We start from the raw sequence: 21,359 nt of genomic DNA on the forward strand, positions 1-21,359 counted from the left end.
ATGCAAGAACGAGAGATGACGATGCGCGAGGCACTCAACCTCGCGCTGGATCAGGCGCTCGCCGCCGACGACCGGGTGTTCCTGCTCGGTGAGGACATCGCCGACCCCGGGGCGTCGGGGCCGACGGCGGGCCTGTCGACGAAGTACGGCCACGACCGCGTCCTGGACACCCCGATCTCGGAGGCGGCCATCGTCGGCGCGGCCGTCGGCGCGGCGATCGACGGCCTGCTGCCGGTCGCCGAGATCATGATCATGGATTTCATCGGCATCGCCGCCGACCAGCTGATCAACAACGCGGCCAAGCTGAGGTTCATGACCGCCGGCCGCACGACGGCTCCGCTCACCATCCGCACCCAGGTCTACGCCGGGCTGGCCACCGGGGCCACGCATTCGCAGAGCCTGGAGGCCTGGTTCATGCACATCCCGGGCATGAAGGTCATCGTGCCGGCCACGCCCCGGGACGGGAAAGGCCTGCTGACGACGGCGATCTTCGACCCCGATCCCTGCCTGTTCGTCGAAACGATCCGGCTGCAGGGCAAGAAGGGTCGCGTCCCCGCCGATCCCGGGTTCGCAATCCCGTTGGGGCGGGCCGACATCAAGCGGCCGGGCACCGACGTGAGCCTGATCGGCTACGGGCGCTGCGTACACGACGCGCTGACCGCCGCGGCCACGCTGGGAGAACAGGGCATCAGCGCCGAAGTCGTCGACCTGCGCACCCTGGTTCCGCTCGACGTCGAGACCGTCGTCGCCTCCGCACGCCGCACCCGCCGAGCCGTCGTCATCCACGACGCGGTCCAATTCGCCGGTCCCGGAGCGGAGATCGCCGCGATCCTGCACTCGGAGTTGTTCTCCGAACTGGCCGCACCCGTCGAACGGGTGGCCGCCCGCTTCGTCCCCAACCCGGCCGCGGCGGCGCTCGAGGCCCAGGTGTACCCCTCCCCGCAGCGGATCGTCGCGGCCGCGCGCAAGACCCTTGCGGGGGCGAGAGTGCATGGCTGACTTCGTCATCCGCATCCCGCGCGTCTCGGTGGCCGTGTCGGAAGCCGAGCTCACCGGCCTGCTCGTCGACGCCGGCCAGCACGTGGAAGCGGGCACACCGATCTACGCGATCGCCACCGAAAAGGTGGAACAGGAAATCGAAGCGGGAGCGTCGGGCACCGTGCACTGGACGGGCCGGGTCGGGACCACCTACGACATCGGCGCCGAAATCGGCGTCATCACTTCGTGAACCAGGAAAGGTGAGCACGCATGGATCTCAACGAGACTCGCGAGAGAATCATCTACCAGAAAGAGGGGCCCATCGCCCGGGTCACGCTGAACTGGCCGGAGAAGGCGAACGCCCAGGACCAGAAGCTGGCCGAAGAGGTCGACGCCGCGCTGGCCGACGCCGACCGCGACTACGACATCAAGGTGCTCGTGCTCAAGGCCAACGGCAAGGGCTTCTGCTCGGGGCACGCGATCGGCAACAACGCGGTCGACTACCCGGCCTTCGTCGAGGGCGCCAAAGTCATGGGCACGCCGTGGAAGCCGCAGACCGACCTGTTCGTCAAGCCGGTGCTCAACCTGTGGGAGTTCTCCAAGCCGACCATCGCCCAGGTGCACGGGTACTGCGTGGGCGGGGGCACGCACTACGGGCTCACCACCGACATCGTGATCGCCTCCGAAGACGCGTACTTCTCCTACCCGCCGCTGCAGGGCTTCGGCATGCCGTCGGGTGAATGCTCGATCGAACCATGGGTTTTCATGAACTGGCGGCGCGCCGCCTATTACCTGTACCTCGCCGAGGTCATCGACGCCAAGAAGGCCCTGGAGGTCGGCCTGGTCAACGAGGTGGTGCCGCGCGACCAACTCGACGACCGCGTGGAGGCGATCGCCCGCCACATCGCGCAGGCGCCGATGACCACGCTGCTGGCCACCAAGGCCAACCTGAAGCGGGCCTGGGAGTTGATGGGCATGCGGGTGCACTGGCAGAGCTCGAACGACCTCGTCGCCCTGGCCTCCATCAGCAAGGACGTCCAGGAGCTGATCCAGACGGTGTTCCGCGACAAGGTGTTGCCGTCGGAGCAGGCGCGGCGCCAGGCCGCGGCGGCCGCATCCACCGACGGCGCCACCGCCCCTTAGGTTTTCGCAGGTTCACCGGTGAACATCGCCGAGCACGCCGCCGGGGCCGGGAACGCGCCGGCCCTGATCGTCGCGGACGGCGACACGATCTCGCACGCCGAACTTTACGCCCGCAGTCAACGGGTCGCCGCGGCGCTGCACGACGCCGGGCTGCGCCCCGGTGACGGCGTGGCCCTGATCCTGCCCAACCGGTCCGAGTTCCTCGAGATCACCTGGGGCTGCCAGCTGTCGGGGCTCTACTACACCGCGATCAACACCCACTTCACCCCGGACGAGGCCGCCTACGTCGTCGAGGATTCCGAGGCGCAGGCGGTGTTCGTGGACACGACGGACGCCGCCCTGCGCGACGTCGCCGCCCACGTGCGCGAGGCCAACACCGCCGTGACCGTCCACCTCGCCGTAGGGGGGTCCCTGCCCGGCTGGCGCGCGTACGAGGACGTGCTGGCGCACGCCGGCGACGCGCCGCCGTTCAGGGACGGGTCGGAGATGCTGTACTCGTCGGGAACCACGGGGCGCCCCAAGGCCGTCCGCCGGCCCCTGCCGACCGACGGCAACGGCTCATGGGCTCAGGCGGTGCTGGAACTGGCGTTGACCCACAAGTACGGGATGAGCCGGTCCAGCGTGTACCTCTCCCCCGCACCGCTCTATCACGCCGCCGGGGTGAACTACACCATGGCCGTCAACCGCGTCGGCGCGGCGGCGATCCTGATGCACAGGTTCGACGCCGAGGCCGTGCTGCGGCTGATCGAGACCCACCGGGTGACCCACGCGCAGTTCGTGCCCACCATGTTCGTGCGAATGCTCAAGCTGCCCAGGGCGGTTCGGGAGCGCTACGACGTCTCGAGCCTGCGATGCGTCATCCACGCGGCCGCGCCCTGCCCGGTCGACGTCAAGCAACAGATGATGAAGTGGTTCGGGCCGATCATCCACGAATACTACGGTGGCACCGAGGGATTCGCGGGTACGACGATCGGTCCCGACGAATGGCTGGCCCATCCCGGTTCGGTGGGCAGGCCCATGTCGCCGGTGCACGTCATCGGAGACGACGGCGTCGAGCTTCCCGCCGGCCAATCCGGCGAGCTCTTCTTCGAGGGCGGTCCCGATTTCGAATACTTCAAGGACGCCGCCAAGACCGCTTCGGTGTCCAACGACCACGGCTGGCGCACCCTGGGCGACATGGGATACGTCGACGAGGACGGATACCTCTACCTGACCGACCGGTCCACGTTCATGATCGTCTCCGGCGGGGTGAACATCTATCCCCAGGAAGTCGAGAACCTGCTGATCATGCATCCCAAGCTCGTCGACGCGGCGGTCTTCGGGGTTCCCAACGAGGAGTTCGGCGAGGAGGTCAAGGCCGTCGTGCAGCCGATCGACGGCGTCGCGCCGGGTCCCGGCCTCGAGGCCGAGCTCATCGAGTACTGCCGCGTACACCTGGCCGGCTACAAGTGCCCGCGCAGCGTCGAGTTCGTTGCCGAATTGCCCCGCGACCCCAACGGAAAGCTGTACAAGAGGCGCATTCGCGAGCGTTACTGGCAGGGGCGGGCATCGCGGATCGTGTGACCAACGAGGGATGGCGAGATGGCTTTCAAGACAGACGCAATGGCAGGCGCCGTGCACGGGACACCGCTACCGGTGCCGTGGGCGGTCCAGGCCGTCGATCGCATTCCCAAGCAGCGGTACTACGACACCGACTTCTACGCGCTCGAGGCGGAGAACTTCTGGCCCCGCGTCTGGCAGATGGCCTGCCGGCTCGAGGAGATTCCCAGGCCCGGCGACTTCGCCGAGTACGAGATCCTCGACCAGTCGCTCATCGTGGTGCGGGTCGACACCGAGACGGTCCGGGCCTACCACAACGCGTGCCGTCATCGCGGGGTGAAATTGGTGGAAGGCCGGGGGAACCGGCGGACCTTGGTCTGCCCCTTCCACGGCTGGTGCTGGGGCCTCGACGGCAGCAACACGTTCGTGTTGCGGCCCGAGGCGTTCGCCGAGGAGAACATGAATCCGCAGGACCTGCAGCTGGTTTCGGTCCGGTGCGAGACCTGGGGCGGATGCGCGTGGATCAACCTGGATGACGAGGCCCCCGCGCTGCGCGACTGTCTGGAGCCCTTCGCGTCGATCTACGACGCCTGGAAGGTGGAGTCGCTGCGGGTCGAGTGGTGGCAGTCGTGCCGGTTGCCGGTCAATTGGAAGCTGGCGACGGCGGCGTTCATGGAGGGATACCACGTCCCGCAGACCCATCCGCAGTTGCTGCCGTCCGCGCAACAGGACGGCCCGGCGAGCTCCGCGGTGCACCCGGTCATCGCGAGCAGCCTGTACTTCATGCGGACCCTGGGCACCGGGATGGGCGGCATGACGCACGACAACGACATCCGAATCGCCGAGGGCCTGCAGCACCTGGAGCTGCCCGCCGACCCCGCCGCGGCGATGGCCGCCTGGCGCAGCGCCCTCAACGACGCCGTCGTGGCCTGGCATCGGGCCCGGGGCAGCGACATGCCCGACCTCAACGAGCTGGTCCGCCGCGGCATCACCGACGCCATCGGGTTCTGCTTCCCGCATTACTTCCTCCTGCCCACCTACAGCAGCGCGTCGTCGTACCGCATCCGTCCGCTCGGGCCCGAGGACACGCTGTTCGAGATCTGGTCGCTCACCCGGTTTCCCGACGACGCCTCGGCGGGCAAACCCCAACCGCCCGACCCCATGGCGCCGGACGACGCGCGCTGGCCGCCGATCCCCGCCCAAGACTTCTCCAATCTGCCGAGGCAACAAAAGGGATTGCATTCCAAGGGCTTTGACTACATGCGGTTGTCCGACCAGATCGAGGGGCTGATCTCCAACTTCGAACGCGTCATCGACGGCTTCCTCGCCGGTCTGCCGTACGACGCGCTGGTGCCCGCGATCCAGAAGACCAACACCACCATCGACGTGCCGGTCGCCGACTTGGGCTTCAGCGCGGGGCCACGATGACCACCCGATGGGACCACTCCGTGGATCTGCTGATCGCGGGCAGCGGGGGCGGCGGCATGGTCGCCGCGCTGGCGGCGCTCGACTCCGGGATCGAACCCCTGGTGGTCGAGAAGCAGCCGCTGGTGGGCGGTTCCACCGGACTCTCCGGTGGCATGGTGTGGCTGCCGAACAACCCGCTGATGCGGGCCGACGGCGTCCCGGACTCGCACGAGGAGGGGCTCGCCTACTTCGACGACGTCGTCGGCGACATCGGCCCGGCGTCGTCGCCGGCGCGGCGCGAGACGTTCCTCACCGCCGGCTACGAGATGATCAATTTCCTGACCCACCAGGGTGTTCGGTTCGTCCGGTGCCCGGGCTGGAGCGACTACTACCCGAATCACAAGGGCGGCAACGAAGCCGGTCGCGCGATCGAGTGCGTCCCCTACGACGCGGCCGCCCTGGGGAGCTGGCGCGAAAAGGTCCAGCCCTCGATGGCCAAGGCCTACGGCGGGTTCGTTCTCAAGACGAACGAGCTGCGCGCGGTGCAGTATTTCAATCGGTCGCCGCGCGCCTTCGCCGTCGCGACGCGGGTGTTCGCCCGCACCAGGACGGCCAAGCTCCTCCACCGGGAGATGCTCACCAACGGCGCATCGCTCATCGGCCAGATGCTCAAGGCGCTGATCGACCGGCGCGGCGAACCACCGATCTGGACCGGGGCCGCAATGGAGGACCTGATCGTCGAGAACGGCCGTGTCGTCGGCGCACGCGTCGCGCGGAACGGCGTCGCGCTCAACGTCGAGGCCCGCAAGGGCGTCCTGCTGGCCGCCGGCGGGTTCAGCCGCAACCCGGACATGCGCCGCCGCTACAGCGGCGAGCAGCCCAACGAAGGGATCTGGTCGATCGCGAACGCGGGCGACACCGGCGAGGTGTTGCAGACGGCGATCGGGCTGGGCGCGAAGACCGATCTGATGGACGAGGCCTGGTGGCTGCCATCGGTGTTCATCGCCGACGGCGGCGACGCGGCACGGGCGCTGGGCAGCGGCCGGCAGCGGCCCGGCGCCATCTATGTCGACGGGACCGGCCGGCGGTTCTGCAACGAGTCCAACTCCTACGTCGAGGTGGGCAAGGCCATGTACGCGAACAAGGCCGTGCCGTGCTGGATGGTGTTCGACCAGGGCTACATCGGCCGATACGTGTCGGGGGCCAACCCGTTCAAGCGGCGCCGCCTCCCCGAAGATCTCATCACGCGCGGCGCCGTAGTGCGGGGTGAGACCATCGGCGACCTCGCGCGCCACATGGGTGTTCCGCCCGACGCGCTGGAGCGGACGATCAAGCGGTTCAACGGGTTTGCGGCCAAGGGTCTCGACCCGGACTTCGGCCGCGGCCAGTCGGCCTACAACGCCTGTCTGGGCGATCCCGGATATCGCCCCAACGCCGCGCTCGGCCCCCTCGAGCGGTCACCGTACTACGCCACCAAGGTCGTTCCGGCCGACGTCGGAACGTGCGGCGGGGTGATCACCAACGAGCACGCGCAGGTCATCGGCGAGGACGACCGCGTGATCGACGGACTGTACGCGACGGGCAACATCACCGCGACGGTGATGGGCCGGAACTACCTGGGCGCCGGCGGGAGCATCGCCTACACCATGGTCTTCGGCTACGTCGCGGCCCGCCACGCCGCCGGCCATCGGGGCCGCTAGCCCGCGGCGTCGTCGTTGTCGTCGCGGCCGACGAACTCTCGTGGCTTCATGCCCGACTGCTTCAGCTCGGCCCGCCGCGCCTGGACATCGGAGGCGGCGCCGACCATGTTGGTCAGGATGTGGCTGACCTGCAGGTGAACGCGCATGCCCATCAACTCCCACGCGCGCTTCACGTTGTTCTTCACCGCCATCAGCGTGGTCAACGGGATTTGGGCGATCTTGTGGGCCATCTCCTCGACGACGTCCTCGAGGTCTTCGCGCGGCACGACGCGGTTGAGCAGCCCCCAGTCGAGGGCTTGCTGGGCCGAGAGGGTCGGGGCCAGCAGCAGCCAGTCCATGGTGCGGTGCCAGTTCATCAGCAGCCACGGCTCGATCATGGTGTGGCCGCCGGGTTCACCGAGGCTTTGGGCAAGCGGCATTTGGAAATACGCGTCGTCGGACGCCACGCAGAAGTCGGTGAGCAGGCCGAGATAGATCCCGCCGCCCATGCAATAGCCGTGAATGGCGGAGATGGTCGGCTTCGGGAATTCCCACAGGTACAGCGTCGGCCACAGGAACAGGTCGGCGGTGCCCTTGTACAGGTCCTCGAACGTTTCGCCGAAGTCCGGATAGGGGTTCTCGTCGGGTCCCCAGCGGGCGACGTGTCCGCCGCAGAATCCTTTTCCGTTGGCCTTGAGGATGACGACCTTGATCTCCTTGTCCCGGTCGGCTTCGTGCAGGCATTCGTCGACCTCGGTGACCAGGACCGCATCCTTGGTGTTGGCCTTGTCGACCCGGTTCAGGACGATCCGCGCAATCGGCGGCTCGCGCTCGTAGATGACCGCTTCGAGGACGCGCCGCTCCATCTGCGTGACATTACCCGGCCGGGGGCCGAAATGGCACCGCCAGACGCCATTCCGGCGAGCCGCGATTGACACGGCGAAACCGCTTGCGCCTCAGCGTTCTTCGTGTCCCGCGCGCGCCACCAGCCAGGCGTGGCCCGCGCCTTCGCCGGCGGCGAGCACGTCGAGATCGGCGAACGCCGCGGGTAGCTCACCGGCAACCGCGCGAAACGGCCCTGGGGCGGCGCCGACTTCGCTCAGCACGGCGATCGCCAGCAGGCCGCCGGGTGCCAGGCGTTCGATGATCGCCCGGTCGAGGCGGCGGTCGCGGAATCGATTGCACAGGATGACGTCAGCGGGCGGGCCGGCCGGCAGCCCGTGGTCCAGGTCGACGACCTCGAAGTGGCACCGATCGCTCACTCCCGCGCGCTCGGCGAGGTCGCGCGCCCGGCCCACCGCCACCGGGGATACGTCGAATCCCTCGACCCGAAGTCCGCGCGTCGCGAGCCATACGGCCGCGAGGCCGGGCCCGCACGCGAGGTCGAGTGCCCTTCCGGCAGTAGGAAGTACGTCCGCATGGGGCGCCAGGAAGTCGGGTGGTCCCACCGCGTCCCCCGACGGTGGTGCCATGGTCTGGTACCGCTCGTCCCAGCGATGCCGGTCCGCCTCGGCCATAGCCGCAACTGTAGAACCCGGTAGGACGTTGTAGGGGCTTTCAGCGTCTTCCTACACTGGACGGGTGTCCAAAGATGCGGTTCGCCGGTCGGATCGCCGGCCGGGGCAGACGATCCGCAAGGTTCTCGACGCCGGGCTTCAGGAATTGCGGGGGTCGTCGTACGCGAACCTGACGATGCGCTCGGTGGCGACCCGGGCCGGAGTCTCGCCGGCCAGCGCCTACACCTACTTTCCGTCCAAAAGCGCGCTGGTGGCGGCGGTGTACCTGCGGTTCCTGCGCGAGTTGCCGCTGCACACCGACGTCAACGACACGACCAGGACGCGGGTCAGCGCCACGCTGCGCGACATGGCCGTCGTGGTCGCCGACGAGCCGGAGCTGACCGCCGCCTGCGGCGCAGCCCTGATGGCCGACGACCCGGCGGTCACGCCGATTCGTGAGCAGATCGGCCACGAGGTCGCCGCCCGCATCGGCGCCGCGCTGGGTCCGGGTTGGCCGCGCGCCGTGAAAACCACGCTGCAGCTGGCCTTCTCCGGCGCGTTGATGACCGCCCGGTTCGTCAGCTTCGACGAGATCGAGGGGCAACTCGACGAGGCCGTCGATCTGATCCTGGGTGCCTCCGTCGCGTGAACCGCTGCGCGGCAACGACTAAGCCACCGTTGTCAAGCTGTTCGACGCCTGGCCGGCCCTCAGGAAGCGGCCGAACTTCTGCTTGCCCAACGCGGGTGCGGCCCGGCCCGCACCGAACGCGAACTGCCCCGCCACGAGCACGGCGCTGACGGTGTCGTCGTTGCGGTTGACCATCCGGGACAACCCGCCGTAGGACGCCACCGGATGCTCGGCGTAGCGGTCGAGCGAGGCGTCGAGCTTGTCCGGGTTGATGACGACGACGTCGGCGCGATCCCCTTCGCGCAGGGTGCCGGCGTCGATTCCGTACCACGCCCCGAGTTCGCCGGTGAGCCGGTGCACGGCACGCTCGACCGACATGAACGGGGCGCCGTGCTTGTCCGCCTCGTGCACGTGCCGCAGCAGACGAAGCCCGGAGTTGTAGAAGGCCATGTTGCGCAGGTGCGCACCGGCGTCCGAGAAACCCATCTGTACGGTCTCGCTCCGCGCCAGCTTCTTGAGCACCTCGGGACGATGGTTGGAGATCGTCGTGCGCCAGCGCAGCTTTTCGCCGTGCTCCACCACCAGGTCGAGGAACGCGTCCACCGGATGCAGCCCGCCGCGGTCCAGCCCCACCCCACCGAACGACTTGCCCACCACGGACGGGTCGGGGCACGACACGATCTCGGCGTCGAAGAAGTCGCGGTGCCACACCCGGGGGCCGAACCTCTTGTCGTAGTCCTCCCGAAACCAGCGGCGGTAGTCCTCGTCGCGCATGAGCCGGTTGCGCTCGAGCTCATTCTGCAGGTGCAGCGCCGCGGCGCCGGCGCCGAACTCCTCGAACACCACCAGCGAGATCCCATCGGCGTAGACCTCGAACGGCACCGGCAGATGCTGCCACCGGAAGTCGCCGCCGAGGCCGTTGACGACCCGGGCGAGGGAGTCCATCAGGTGGATCACCGGCGGGATGGCCTTGATGTCGGCCGCCGAGAGCAGGCTGGTCTTTAGCCGGGGACGACCGAACCCCAGCGACGTCATCAACTGCGACACGACCGACAGCGGATTCTTGATATCGGGTCCCGATTGCAGGATCTTGTTGCGCCGCCGCAGGATAGCGTTCAGGCGGCGCAGTTCCCGGGGCCTGGCGTAGGTCGACGGCAGGGTGCGCGACCGGCAGACCTCGCCGTCGAGTTTGTCGAACAGTAGTTGCTGCGACGACATCCCGACGAAGCCTTCGTCGAGCGCCTCGTTGAGCATCGACTCCATCCGCGCCAGTTCCGCCGCCGACGGCCGGGCGTCCTTGCGGGTCGCGCGGTCGAGTCCCATCGTCGCCGCGCGCATGTCGGAGTGCCCCATGAACGCCGCAACGTTGGGGCCCAGGTTCCGCCGGTCGAGTTCGGCAACGTACTCGGCGGGATTGGTCCAGGAGCGGGCCGCGTCCAGGTGTTCGATGACATAGCGCCGGGGAATCGCCTCGACCCGGCCGAAGATGTCGCCCGCGTCCACGTTGTCCAGATACACCGTGGACAACGAACACGATCCCAGCATCACGGTGGTCACGCCGTGCCGCAGCGATTCGGAAAGTTCGGGCTCGCAAAGTACTTCGACGTCGTAATGGGTGTGGATGTCGATGATGCCGGGGATGACCCACTGGCCCGTCGCGTCGATGACGTCGGCGCCCGCCGTGTCGAGTGGTTCGGAGCTGATGGTGGCCACCCGGCCGTCGCGCACCCCGATGTTTCTGCGCGCCGACGGCGCACCCGTCCCGTCGAACCAGCGTCCGTTCACGATCACGGTGTCGTACTGCAATGTTCGGCCTTTCTGCCGCCGGACGCGCCACATCCGCGGTGATCATACATAGTTTCCGAAGTGTCTGGCCACGCTGTGCGGCGCCCGCGGGGCGTCAACCTGCGACGATCACGATCCACCAGCCGCTATGATCCAGCTGTGGGGATCACCGACTACGGGTTTGCCGCCCGTTAGATGCGCAGTCACGGTTGGGCGGGCAACACGCCCGCCTCCGACGAGGAGGCGATCGAGCGCATCCTGGACGCCGCCGATGCGATCATCGAGGAACGCGGCTCGGCGATGCGGATCGCCGACGTGGCACGGGCGCTCGGGGTCACCCGCCAGACCGTGTACCGGTACTTCCCGGGAACGCAGGCACTGCTGGTGGCCTCGGCGATGCGGTCGGCCGACGGGTTCCTGGACCGGATGGCCGCCCACCTCGACGGCGTCACCGACCCGGTCGTGGCGATGACGGAGGGCATGGCATTCGCCATCGAGCAGCTCGCCTCGGACAACCAGGTGGAATTCGTGCTCAATCAACGCCATCGGGGCGGCCAGAAGGTGTCGATCGTCTCGGATACCGCCCTGGCGTTCGGGCGGTCCATGCTGCATCGCTATGACATCGACTGGGAGAGTTACGGTTTCGATGAAGCCGGTCTCGACGAATTGAATGAATTCAGCCTGCGGGTGCTGCACTCGTTCCTCGCCGACCCGGGGCGTCCGGCGCGCAGCGGTGCCGATCTGCGGCGCTATCTCACGCGTTGGCTCGGGCCGGCGATCGCCTATCCGCAGCTGCTGCGCGCGATGGCCGCGCTGCAAAGCCCCGAGCCGCCGCGCACGCGGCGGCGCCCTTTCAAGGCATCCTGACGGCGCGTCGGGCGGCGTTGACGACAACCACAAGGAGCGGGCATGACGGGCCTCGGACAGATCGCGCTCAACAGTGCGCCCGTCTTCGGCGGCGCGATGCTGGCGGTCGCCGCCGGCCAATTCCGGGCCCCGGATTTCCGGGGGCTGATCAAAGACGACATGGATCTGTTGGACCGGCTCCCCCCTGAGGCCGGCGCCAGGCGCGCTGAGCTGCAACGCACCATCGACGCCCGCATCGACGACCTGATCGAGAGCGCGGAGCGAAGCAGGGCGCTGCGCAAGGCGGCGTTGTCCTACCAGGGGAACTGGCGGGACATCGTGCTGGTGGTCTGTGTGGCGTTGTTCACCGTCATCTGGTGGGACGTCGACCACAGCAGGGGCAACTGGTTGCCGATGTTCGTCCTGCTGATCGTCCTGACCGTGGTGAGTGCCGCCTATGCGTTTCGCGGCGTGCTGCGGGCCGCCCGTTCGCTGCTGCACCGACACCCCCCGGGGACGGACACGCCGCGGTAGCCCGTGGCGGTCGCCGCACCCTGCCCCGACGTCGAGGTGGTGTTCGCCCGGGCCGCATCGGTCAGGCGGCCGATTTCGCCGCCGGCCGCCGGTAGCCGGGCGCCTAGACTGACCACCGTGGCCGGGAATCCGATCGAGAGCGTCGGAAGTGCGGCCTTCGACGTCGCTGACCGGCTGGCGATCATCAACCTGTTCGGCGCCTACGCCTACACCTATGACCACAACCGGCTCGACGAGTTTCGCACGCTGTTCACCGAGTCGCCGGAACTCGTCCTGTTGCACGAGGGCCAACCGTTGTCGGCCGACATCGAAACGGTCATGAGCCTGCTGGCGGCCCGGAAGGCGGCATTCAAGGCCGAACACAACCAACGCCGCCACGCGCTGAACTCATTCTGGTTTTCCGGCCAAGGCGCCGACGAGGCGACGGGACACTGCTACGTCCAGGTCTTCGCCATCAAGGACGGTGGTCCGCCCGTTGCCGACCTCACCGGATGCTATGACTTCACCGCCGTCAAGCGCGACGGCAGCTGGAAGTTCAGTCGGTGGGTGGTGGGCCTCGATCAGAGCCAGTCGGGCAGCCCGTGACCGCGCGGGATCAGCGCGGCCCGGAGCCGGCGTCGAGCACGTCGAGCGCCGCGTCGATGTTGGGCATGATCGTCGGGCCGTAGCGGGTCACCAGCTGTCCGAGCGCGCGGGCGATATGGGGTCCGACGGTGCCGGCGGCCAGGACCTCCTCGGCCAGGACGATGCCGTTCACCACGTGCGCGGCGCTCACCCGACCGTCGACCGTGAGCTCGTAGCGCCAGTCGCCGATCTGCACCCGCTCCGGCTGCGACCGGAAAAAGCCGCGCCGGGCGGGAACGACGACCACCCCCGGAACCCCGGAAAACACCTTGAGTACCAGCCCGACTCCCCCGGGCCCGGCCAGGGCGGTTCCGACGACCCGGCCGACCCGATCGTGATCGAGGCCCGTCATCAATCGCTCATGGGCAGGACGAACGACGGCGTCAGCGTCTGCGCCTCACCGCTGTGACGCACCGCGGTGCCGGCCACGTAGAACTCGACGGTGTGTTGCCCCCACGCGTAGTTCGAGATGGCGAAATGCACTCCGACAACACCGGTTGCGCCGTCGCGCTCGGCTTCACTTTGCATGCGTGCCATCGCCAGCTCGCGGGCCTGGTAGCTGCCCTGCGTCCACTGCGGCATCTCGGCATTGCGCCCCATCTGGCTGAGCGTGCGCAGGAAGCCTTGCACCGCAATGTGAAACACGCAGTTGCCCATCACGAACGCCACCGGGGCGAACCCCGATCGCAGCAGGGTCGTCAGGTCCTGCCCGGACAGGTGGCTGGTGAACGCCTGACCGTTGGGGCGCCGATAGGCGCCGGGCTTCTGCGTGTAGCGCACCGCGGTTCCGACCGCGATGAACTCCAGGTGCTCGCCCTCCCCCTGGTGCCGCCATTCGAGGCGGACACCGACCACACCGTCGGCGCCCAGCGCGTCCGCCTCCGCCTGCATCCGCGACATGGCATTCCAGCGCGCCCGATAGGTCGCGTCAGTGAGCACCGGCAGTTCGGATTGCTGCCGGATACCGCTGAATTGATAACCGACGTGGTAGACCGACACGCCCATCACGAGTTCGATCGGTTCGAACCCGGCCCCGTGCAGCAAGGCGAATTCGTTGATCGACAGATCGGATGTGAACACCTTGCCCGCGTGCGAGAGCCGTTCGCTGGCGACGGGGTCGAGCGGGTTCGATTGCACTGTCAAAACACCCTCCTGCGGTTCGCAGGACAGCGTAGGCGGCGCACATCCCTAACGTGCGACTTTCGGGCGGACCGCCGTGGCGTCCCGCCGCTCAGCGCGCGGCTTGCGCGGCGGCGATCATCTCGTGCACATCGCCGACCGTCCAGGGCCCGGCGTCATGGTGGTCGCGGTAACCGAGCACCCGCGGGGCCGGCCGGTCGAAGCGACCAACGAATCCGCCTGCGGCGACAAAGATCTCGCCCGTGACGGCCTGCGCGAGGTCGCTCACGAGATAGGCATACACCGGGGCAACGAAGGCCGGTGGGGCGCTGTTCAGGGAGGCCCGCATGGTCATTTCGTCCAGCAGCCCTCGGCGGTGCAGGTCCTCGATGTGCTCCTCGTACTGGGCGCCCGTCGACAGGCGCGTGCGGGCCCCGGGACACACGACGTTGGCCCGCACGCCGTGTGCCTTCAATTCGGCGGCGACGGCCAACGTCAGGGCGTTCACCCCACCTTTGCCCGCGGGATAGCCGGTGCCGCCGTAGTCGCCCAGGAACGCCACCGAACTGGTGTTGACGATGGCACCGTGTCCCTGCGCCGCCATGACGCGCGCCGCCGCCCGCGACGTGTGGAACGCCGAGCCGAGGTGGGCGCTGACCAGGCGGTCGAAGTCTTCGGGCGAGATGTTGAGGATCGAGGAGCCGGGCGGCTCGGCGATGCCGACGCAGTTGATCACGGCGTCCAGCCGCCCGAAGGCACGCACGCAACCGTCGATGAGGGCGCCGGCTACGCGCTCCTCGTCAGCGGGTCCGACCACCGCGCCGGCATGTCCGCCTGCAGCCGTGATCGCGGCGACGGTCTCCTCGACGGCGTCGCCGTCGCGCCCGTTGACGACCACGCCGGCCCCCAGGTCGCCGAGCAGTTCGGCGACCGCGCGGCCGATCCCACGGCTGCCGCCGGCCACCACCACGCCGTGCCCCTCCAGCAGGCGTTCGCCGTCCTTCAGCACAGCGGATGAGGTAACGCGTTGTGCGCGAACGACTCTCGGCATGAACCGAGCTCGGGCCGCGGCGGATCGGTCACAAACATTAGGCGAACAGTACCCAGCCGGTCCGAAAATGAGAACCGCGGTCCACAATTTCGAGCAGGCGAACCCGGGGAAGCGCGTGAGCAGCACCGGGAGCGGGCGCCGCAACCCCGCCGCGCGGGGATGGCGGACCCGCACCCGCGGCGACGCCGGTTGCCGGGCGAAGCGCCACGTCGTTTGCCGCAGGCAGGCGGCTCCGGTCCCGGACAGGCCGACGACCCAGCTCGACCGGGATGGTTCGTGGACCGGACATACAGTCCGGTTTGCTGTCAACCCGAACGCTACACCGTGGAAACTGTTGCCTAAGAGTTGGTACAGACTTGCGGCGAGTGACGCGGGCCCCTGCGATGAGGCGTATAGTCTCCATTGAAGTCCGTTATGGATGTGTCGCCGTTTAGCTCAAAGCGGCCAGTCAGCCGCCCGGCTACTGAGCTAGATATGGCTCCGGCGACCAAAACCCGAGTCATCTCCGTTGGTAGCCCGCGCGTTGGATAACCGACCAGTCCCGCGGATACAGGTGCAGTGAGGCGACTCTGAGCATAGCCGCCACGCCCCGCTGCGCACGACTCAGAGGAGTGAGTCAGCAATGCAAAAGTATTGGTACACAAAACTTTTCCGGATCAGCCGCGCCGATAGCGGGCGCGTGCGCCTATGACCGATCTGATCACCCCAACCCGTTCGGCCCCGTGCCGCGACACCAAAGCCGACGATTCCTACGACGACGTGGTCGAAATGTTCGTAGCGTTGCGCCGGATGCCGGCGGAGTCACACGAGTACAGCCGCCAGCGCGAACGGATCGTGGCACGATGCCTGCCCCTGGCCGACCATGTGGCCAGCCACTTCGCGCGCCGCGGGGAGGGTCTCGACGATCTCGTCCAGGTGGCGCGGCTTGGTCTGATGAACGCCGTCAACCGGTTCGATCCCGACAAGGGCCCCAGCTTCATCGGCTTCGCGGTCCCGACCATGATGGGCGAGGTTCGCCGGTACTTTCGCGACTACAGCTGGGGTATGCGGGTCCCGCGGCGGCTGCGTGAACTCCACGTACAGATCAGCAGGACGACCGGCGACCTGGCCCAGAAGCTGGGACGCGCGCCGACCGCGGGCGAGCTGTCGCAAGAGCTGGAAGTGCCCCGCGAGGAGATCGTCGAGTGCCTTGTGGCGGGCGACGCCTACCGGCTGGATTCCCTGGACGCGCCGGTGGGCACCGACGGCTCGGGGTCACCCCGGCTGGTCGCTGATGCGGTCGGCGGCATCGATCCGCAGATCGAGCACATCACCAATCGGGAGGCGCTGCGCGTCCTGGTGGCCGCACTTCCGGGGCGGGAACGCGACGTCTTGCGCATGCGGTTCTTCGAGTCGATGACGCAGAGCCAGATCGCCGAGCGGATCGGCGTGTCGCAGATGCAGGTCTCCCGCATCCTGGCCAGCACCCTGCGCTGCCTGCGCGACCAACTGGAGTAGCCCTCCGTAGCCCGCCCAGGGGCCTTCGGCGCCACCGCGGCGCCACGACGCAATGTGTACTGTGCGATTCGGAAACGAACTCGACAGTGGCGCCGGAGGCGGCCTGGAAGGGAGCTCGAGCGATGACGACCTCACGGACGGTGACCGCGGGCGTCGCGGCGGCGGCGGCGGCGCTGGCAGTGGCGATCGCGGGGTGCAGCAAGCATCCGGCGCCGTCGACGCCTAAACCGGGCTCGTCCAGCCCGACCACCAGCGCCCCCGGCTCGACAGCGACCTCGTCGGCGTCCCCGCAGGCCAACCAGTACACCGGGCTGTTGATCCAGGCGAGCGACATCAACGCGCCGATCCCGTTCACCGCCACCCCGCCGACCAGCAACCCGAACGGCCAGCCGGGCGTCGCGACGACGTTCAAAGACGAGGACGGCAGCCACGTCATCAAGGACACGATCCAGGTGCTCGCGGACCCCGACGCGGCGACGAGCGCGTTGAACGCGGCCAAGGGTGCGCAGGGTGATGTGATCAAGAACCCGACAACGCAAGCCGCCAACGTGGGCACGGGCGGAACGACCCTGATGGGCAACTCCCCGGACAAGAGCAAGGGCGTGACGATACTGCTGTTCACCGAGGGCAGGGCCTTCGTCACGTTGGAATTCGACGGGCCGCCCGACACGCTTGCCCCGGCCGACTTCGTCAACGACGTGGGCCAGAAGCAGGACGCGGCCATCAAGAAGGGGCTCGGCGGCTGAGCGCCGGCTGACCGCCCCAACACACCAAGGAGCCCGATGACCGTCATCAACGGCCTGCCCGCCCATGCCCTGCTGCTGCACTTCGTGGTGGTGCTCGTACCGCTGACCGCCGTGCTGGAGATCGTGTGCGTGTTCTGGCCGACGGCGCGGCGGGGCCCGCTGTTGTGGCTCGCACTGATGTCGGCTGCCGCCACCATGGTGTTGACGCCGATCACGGTCAACGCCGGGGAATGGCTTTACGACCTGAGGGCCAAACCCAGCGCGATCCTGCAGAAGCACGCCGACCTGGGCGCGACGATGACCTACTTCTCCGCCGCACTCCTGGCGGCCGCGTTGGTGCTGGTGGTGATGCGCCTGATCGAAAACCGCACGGAAAAGAGCCGCATTGTCGTCCGGGCGACCATTGCGATACTGGTGCTCGCCGTCGCCATCTCATCGATGGTCCAGATCTACCGCGTGGGTGATGCTGGGGCCCAATCGGTTTGGGGCGGCGAAATCGCCAAATTGGAACAGGCGCACCACCCGGGTTAGCGGTCGTCGCGGCGCCTATGCCGTAGGCGTGAGGAGAAACAGCCGGAATTGCCGGCCGCCCGCACGGTCCTGGGCGACCCGATAGTTCGGCCAGTGCGCCAGCGCCGTGGACCACGCCTGCTCGCGCTCCGCACCGGTGAGCAACCGCACCGTCGCGACGAAGCGCTGGCCGCGCCGGCGGACCGTAACCCGTTGTGTGGCCTTCAAATTCGCCGACCATGATGGGTGGCGATCCCGGCCCCAGTTCGAGCCGACCAGCAACAGGCCGTTCTCGACGGGCACGTACTGCACCGTCGCCGTGCGCGCGAGCCCCGTCTTGCGACCCGACGTGGTGACCTGCACGTTGGGCAGACCGGCGAGGTCCAGAACACCGAGCCGGCCGTTTGTCGCGAAACGCAGCAGCGCCTCGAGTCCCTCGGTGACTGGCCGACCATTCAGGACGAGCCGGCGATAGGCCGCCGGATTGCGAGCCACCCGCTGGAGCGGATTCATACGAAGACTGTATTCCCGGGGCGGCCAGGCTCGGGCGTCGACGCAATGAAATCACCTTGAAGGGCCGGGGATTGAGAACCCCGAGGCTTACGCATCGCGCGGCGGCCGCCGCACTCGTTAAATAAATGGCTTGATTTAATCCGCCCCGCCGTGTTCACTGAGGCGATGACCGCCGAGCGGATCGCCCGCTCCGACAGGTCGACGGGCACGCGGGAGGCGATCCTGTCGGCCGCGGAAGTGCTGTTCGCCGAACGCGGCATGTATGCCGTATCGAACCGGCAGATCAGCGAGGCGGCCGGGCAAGGCAACAACGCCGCCGCTTGTTACCACTTCGGCACCAGGACCGACCTGCTCCGGGCGATCGAAAGCAAGCATCGCGAGCCGATCGAGCGCGTGCGGGCGCAGATGCTCACGGCCATCGGCGATTCGACCGAGCTGCGCGACTGGGTGGGCGCGCTGGTGCGGCCACTCACCGATCACCTGCACACACTGGGCACCCCCAGCTGGTACGCCCGGTTCGCGGCCCAGGCCATGGCCGACCCCACCTACCGCCACGTGGTCACCAAGGACGCGCTCGCCTCCCCGTTGCTCGTGCGGACCATCGACGGACTCAATCGGTGCCTACCCGACCTGCCCCGGCGGGTGCGTTCCGAACGGATGGTCATGGTCCGCAACCTGCTCATGCACACCTGCGCCGAGCACGAAGGCGCGCTCGCCGAACACGGACCGCGGTCCCGTTCGGCCTGGCCGGTCGCCGGCGAAGGGCTGATCGACGCGATCGTCGGCCTGTGGCTGGCACCGGTCCACGTGGCCGCGGCGGGCAGCTAGCCCACCAAGCGGAGAACGATCCCAGCACCCAGGAGAGCGATGACCGAGACCCCGACCGCCACCGACGTACCGGAGTTCCCGATGTCACGCGCGCCGGGTTGCCCGTTCGCCCCGCCGCCGAAGGTGTTGGAGCTCAACGCCGAAGCCCAGTTGAGCCGCGTCCGGATCTGGGACGACAGCACGCCGTGGCTGATCCACGGCTACGAGGCGATCCGGGCGTTGTTCACCGACTCGCGGGCCAGCGTCGACGACCGGCTGCCGGGGTATCCGCACTGGAACGCCGGGATGCTGGCGACCGTGCACAAGCGGCCGCGTTCGGTGTTCACCTCCGACGCCGAAGAGCACACCCGATTTCGCCGGATGCTGTCGAAACCGTTCACCTTCAAGCGCGTCGAGGCGCTGCGCCCGGCGGTGCAGAGAATCACCGACGACCACATCGACGCGCTGCTGGCCGGCCCCAAGCCGGGAGACCTCGTCAACGCGTTGGCACTGCCGGTCCCGTCGTTGGTCATCAGCCAGTTGTTGGGCGTGCCGTACGAGGACGCGGATTTCTTCCAGGCCCAGGCGCAGCGGGGCATGGGCCGGTACGCCACCGAGGAGGACACCGCGCAGGGGGCCGCATCGTTGGCGAAGTACCTGGCGAACTTGGTGCGCACCAAAATGGAAAGCCCGTCGGAGGACCTGGTGTCCGACCTCGCCGAGCGGGTCAACGCCGAGGAACTCAGCGTGCGCGAGGCCGCGCAATTGGCCACCGGTGTGCTGATCGCCGGCCACGAGACCACCGCCAACATGATCAGCCTGAGCATCGCGGCCTTGCTCGGGCATCCCGACCAGTTGGCGCTGCTGCGCGACACCGACGACCCCAAGGCGATCGCGGTCGCGGTCGAGGAATTGATGCGCTACCTCAGCATCATCCAGACCGGTCAGCGCCGCATCGCCGTCGAGGACATCGAGGTGGCCGGCGAGACGATCCGCGCGGGCGAGGGCATCATCCTCGATGTCGCGCCGGCGAACTGGGATACCCGCCAATTCCCCGACCCGGACCGGCTCGACCTGCGCCGCGAGGACGGCCCACACGTCGGCTTCGGCTACGGTCGCCACCAGTGCGTCGGGCAGCAGCTGGCCCGGATGGAGCTGCAGATCGTCCTGCCCACCTTGCTGCGCCGCGTCCCGACGCTGCGGCTCGCCGTACCGCTGGAAGAGTTGCCGTTCAAACACGACGCGCTGGCCTACGGCCTCTACGAGCTTCCGGTGACATGGTGAACCCGGGGCGACTTCAGGCGCGCACCCTGTACCCGGAGGGCGTGATCGGCGCGCCCAAGCACCGCCGCGGCCGGGCCGCCGCCGCCAGCACCGGCCTGCCGCCCGGCACCGAGGTGTTCTCCGCCGACAACCACATCTCGGTGGCCGACGACATCTTCTACGAGCGCTTCCCCGACGAACTGAAGGACTACGCGCCGAGGATCTGGTACGAGGACGGCGCCTACCTGCTCGGCCGGCCGGGCCAATCGATGGTGGTCGGCGACTTCAGCGCGGTGCTCATGCAATACGACGACCTCGCCGGTGCGGTCAGCAACAACATCGACGCCCGCGTGCGTGAACTCGCCGAAGACGGCGTCGACAAGGAACTGGTGTTCCCCAACGCGGTGCTGGCCCTGTTCCACTATCCCGACAAGGACCTGCGGGAGCGCATCTTCCGCATCTACAACGAACACATCGCCGCCCTGCAGGAGCGTTCCGATGGCCACTGCTACGGGGTGGGGCTGATCAACTGGTGGGATCAGCGCGGCACCCGGCGCACGCTGACCGAGCTGAAGTCGCTGGGGCTCAAGACATTTCTGATGCCGATCAACCCCGGCATCGACGACAACGGCCACGCGATCGACTTCTCGAGCACCGCGATGAGCGCCGTGTGGGACGAGATCGAGGACGCCGGCCTGCCCGTCACCCATCACATCGGTGAGAGCCAGCCGAAAGTCCCGAGCGAGGTCAACAGCGTCGCGGTGGCCATGATGGTCAACATCGACTCGTTCCGGGAGATGTTCTCCAAGTATGTCTTCGGCGGCATCCTGGACCGCCATCCGCGGCTGCGGGTCGGCTGGTTCGAGGGCGGCATCGCCTGGATCCCCCCGGCTTTGCAGGACGCCGAGCACGTCCTGGCCTCCTATCGGCACATGCTGGCACACCAGCCCGAACACGACGTGCGCCATTACTGGGACGCCCACATGTGCGCGTCGTTCATGGTGGACGGCCTCGGGCTCGCCCAGATCGACGAAATCGGAATCGGCAAGGTGATGTGGTCCTCGGACTACCCACACAACGAAAGCACCTACGGCTACTCGGAGCGGTCGCTGGCCGCAGTGGTCGACGCCGTCGGTCCCGAGGATGCGGTCCGCGTCGTCAGCGGAAACATCAGAAACTTCCTGGGGCTCTGAG

General features: G+C 68.1%; 23 protein-coding genes. 16 read left to right on the plus strand and 7 right to left on the minus strand.

Annotated features, from left to right (window positions below; genetic code table 11):
- From U8D42_RS09640 to U8D42_RS09665, 6 genes are read left to right on the plus strand one after another with little or no spacing between them, the layout of a single operon-like run.
- Positions 1-999 (plus strand): alpha-ketoacid dehydrogenase subunit beta, encoded by a 999-nt coding sequence (locus U8D42_RS09640; RefSeq protein ID WP_085239021.1) that lies wholly within the window; start codon positions 1-3, stop codon positions 997-999.
- Positions 992-1,228, plus strand: coding sequence for a lipoyl domain-containing protein (locus tag U8D42_RS09645; protein ID WP_085239020.1), 237 nt, complete (start codon positions 992-994; stop codon positions 1,226-1,228). The genes U8D42_RS09640 and U8D42_RS09645 overlap by 8 nt, the downstream gene beginning before the upstream one ends.
- Positions 1,229-1,248: 20 nt before the next feature.
- Complete coding sequence (locus tag U8D42_RS09650; RefSeq protein WP_085239019.1) at positions 1,249-2,121, plus strand: enoyl-CoA hydratase-related protein; 873 nt, start codon at positions 1,249-1,251, stop codon at positions 2,119-2,121.
- A gap of 18 nt (positions 2,122-2,139) precedes the next feature.
- Positions 2,140-3,684, plus strand: coding sequence for an acyl-CoA synthetase (locus U8D42_RS09655; protein WP_322860312.1), 1,545 nt, complete (start codon positions 2,140-2,142; stop codon positions 3,682-3,684).
- An 18-nt stretch (positions 3,685-3,702) separates the two neighbouring features.
- Positions 3,703-5,088 carry an aromatic ring-hydroxylating oxygenase subunit alpha gene (locus U8D42_RS09660; RefSeq protein ID WP_322860311.1) on the plus strand — a complete coding sequence of 462 codons (1,386 nt, stop codon included), beginning with the start codon at positions 3,703-3,705 and terminating at the stop codon, positions 5,086-5,088.
- Entirely contained in the window at positions 5,085-6,767 is a 1,683-nt protein-coding gene (locus tag U8D42_RS09665) for an FAD-binding protein (RefSeq protein WP_322860310.1), read from the plus strand. The genes U8D42_RS09660 and U8D42_RS09665 overlap by 4 nt, the downstream gene beginning before the upstream one ends.
- Here the strand turns inward: U8D42_RS09665 and U8D42_RS09670 are convergent.
- Positions 6,764-7,612, minus strand: a complete 849-nt coding sequence (locus U8D42_RS09670; protein WP_322860309.1) for an enoyl-CoA hydratase-related protein — start codon at positions 7,610-7,612, stop codon at positions 6,764-6,766. The two genes, U8D42_RS09665 and U8D42_RS09670, sit on opposite strands and share 4 nt — an antisense overlap.
- A gap of 90 nt (positions 7,613-7,702) precedes the next feature.
- Complete coding sequence (locus U8D42_RS09675) at positions 7,703-8,263, minus strand: class I SAM-dependent methyltransferase (RefSeq protein WP_322860308.1); 561 nt, start codon at positions 8,261-8,263, stop codon at positions 7,703-7,705.
- 64 nt (positions 8,264-8,327) lie between these two features.
- Between U8D42_RS09675 and U8D42_RS09680 the strand changes: the two genes are divergently transcribed.
- Positions 8,328-8,891 carry a TetR/AcrR family transcriptional regulator gene (locus U8D42_RS09680; RefSeq protein ID WP_085239013.1) on the plus strand — a complete coding sequence of 188 codons (564 nt, stop codon included), beginning with the start codon at positions 8,328-8,330 and terminating at the stop codon, positions 8,889-8,891.
- Between the two features lie 18 nt (positions 8,892-8,909).
- Here U8D42_RS09680 and U8D42_RS09685 read toward each other — a convergent pair whose 3' ends face one another.
- Positions 8,910-10,676 (minus strand): N-acyl-D-amino-acid deacylase family protein, encoded by a 1,767-nt coding sequence (locus U8D42_RS09685; protein ID WP_322860307.1) that lies wholly within the window; start codon positions 10,674-10,676, stop codon positions 8,910-8,912.
- A 174-nt stretch (positions 10,677-10,850) separates the two neighbouring features.
- On the opposite strand from U8D42_RS09685, the gene U8D42_RS09690 reads away from it, so the two are divergent.
- The 3 genes from U8D42_RS09690 (at position 10,851) to U8D42_RS09700 (ending at position 12,620) form a co-directional block, all read left to right on the plus strand.
- Positions 10,851-11,522 (plus strand): TetR/AcrR family transcriptional regulator, encoded by a 672-nt coding sequence (locus tag U8D42_RS09690; protein ID WP_085239012.1) that lies wholly within the window; start codon positions 10,851-10,853, stop codon positions 11,520-11,522.
- A 42-nt stretch (positions 11,523-11,564) separates the two neighbouring features.
- Positions 11,565-12,035: a hypothetical protein gene (locus U8D42_RS09695; protein WP_322860306.1), complete on the plus strand. Its 471-nt coding sequence runs from the start codon at positions 11,565-11,567 to the stop codon at positions 12,033-12,035.
- A gap of 117 nt (positions 12,036-12,152) precedes the next feature.
- Positions 12,153-12,620: a nuclear transport factor 2 family protein gene (locus U8D42_RS09700; protein WP_322860305.1), complete on the plus strand. Its 468-nt coding sequence runs from the start codon at positions 12,153-12,155 to the stop codon at positions 12,618-12,620.
- Between the two features lie 10 nt (positions 12,621-12,630).
- Here U8D42_RS09700 and U8D42_RS09705 read toward each other — a convergent pair whose 3' ends face one another.
- The 3 genes from U8D42_RS09705 to U8D42_RS09715 all read right to left on the minus strand — a co-directional run bounded on the left by U8D42_RS09705 (position 12,631) and on the right by U8D42_RS09715 (position 14,787).
- Positions 12,631-13,011 (minus strand): DUF5073 family protein, encoded by a 381-nt coding sequence (locus tag U8D42_RS09705; RefSeq protein ID WP_090421915.1) that lies wholly within the window; start codon positions 13,009-13,011, stop codon positions 12,631-12,633.
- Positions 13,011-13,796 carry a heavy metal-binding domain-containing protein gene (locus U8D42_RS09710; RefSeq protein WP_322860362.1) on the minus strand — a complete coding sequence of 262 codons (786 nt, stop codon included), beginning with the start codon at positions 13,794-13,796 and terminating at the stop codon, positions 13,011-13,013. The genes U8D42_RS09705 and U8D42_RS09710 overlap by 1 nt, the downstream gene beginning before the upstream one ends.
- Before the next feature lie 94 nt (positions 13,797-13,890).
- Positions 13,891-14,787, minus strand: coding sequence for an SDR family NAD(P)-dependent oxidoreductase (locus U8D42_RS09715; protein ID WP_431523837.1), 897 nt, complete (start codon positions 14,785-14,787; stop codon positions 13,891-13,893).
- A 729-nt stretch (positions 14,788-15,516) separates the two neighbouring features.
- Between U8D42_RS09715 and U8D42_RS09720 the strand changes: the two genes are divergently transcribed.
- The 3 genes from U8D42_RS09720 to U8D42_RS09730 all read left to right on the plus strand — a co-directional run bounded on the left by U8D42_RS09720 (position 15,517) and on the right by U8D42_RS09730 (position 17,603).
- Complete coding sequence (locus U8D42_RS09720; RefSeq protein WP_322860304.1) at positions 15,517-16,326, plus strand: SigB/SigF/SigG family RNA polymerase sigma factor; 810 nt, start codon at positions 15,517-15,519, stop codon at positions 16,324-16,326.
- A gap of 122 nt (positions 16,327-16,448) precedes the next feature.
- The gene (locus tag U8D42_RS09725; protein WP_322860303.1) at positions 16,449-17,072 is read left to right on the plus strand and encodes a hypothetical protein; all 624 of its coding nucleotides are present in this window, start codon (positions 16,449-16,451) and stop codon (positions 17,070-17,072) included.
- Between the two features lie 36 nt (positions 17,073-17,108).
- Positions 17,109-17,603 (plus strand): DUF2231 domain-containing protein, encoded by a 495-nt coding sequence (locus U8D42_RS09730; RefSeq protein ID WP_322860302.1) that lies wholly within the window; start codon positions 17,109-17,111, stop codon positions 17,601-17,603.
- 15 nt (positions 17,604-17,618) lie between these two features.
- On the opposite strand, the gene U8D42_RS09735 is transcribed toward U8D42_RS09730, so the two are convergent.
- On the minus strand, positions 17,619-18,095 hold the full coding sequence (locus U8D42_RS09735; RefSeq protein WP_322860301.1) for a nitroreductase family deazaflavin-dependent oxidoreductase: 477 nt from the start codon (positions 18,093-18,095) through the stop codon (positions 17,619-17,621).
- A gap of 150 nt (positions 18,096-18,245) precedes the next feature.
- Here U8D42_RS09735 and U8D42_RS09740 point away from each other — a divergent pair, with 150 nt between their 5' ends.
- From U8D42_RS09740 to U8D42_RS09750, 3 genes are read left to right on the plus strand one after another with little or no spacing between them, the layout of a single operon-like run.
- Positions 18,246-18,923, plus strand: a complete 678-nt coding sequence (locus U8D42_RS09740) for a TetR/AcrR family transcriptional regulator (protein ID WP_322860300.1) — start codon at positions 18,246-18,248, stop codon at positions 18,921-18,923.
- Positions 18,924-18,962: 39 nt separating this feature from the next.
- Positions 18,963-20,186, plus strand: coding sequence for a cytochrome P450 (locus tag U8D42_RS09745; protein WP_322860299.1), 1,224 nt, complete (start codon positions 18,963-18,965; stop codon positions 20,184-20,186).
- Entirely contained in the window at positions 20,180-21,358 is a 1,179-nt protein-coding gene (locus U8D42_RS09750) for an amidohydrolase family protein (RefSeq protein WP_322860298.1), read from the plus strand. The genes U8D42_RS09745 and U8D42_RS09750 overlap by 7 nt, the downstream gene beginning before the upstream one ends.
- Position 21,359 lies beyond the last annotated feature (1 nt).

Origin of the sequence: Mycobacterium europaeum (assembly GCF_034555895.2) — a bacterium.
Lineage (GTDB): Bacteria > Actinomycetota > Actinomycetes > Mycobacteriales > Mycobacteriaceae > Mycobacterium > Mycobacterium europaeum.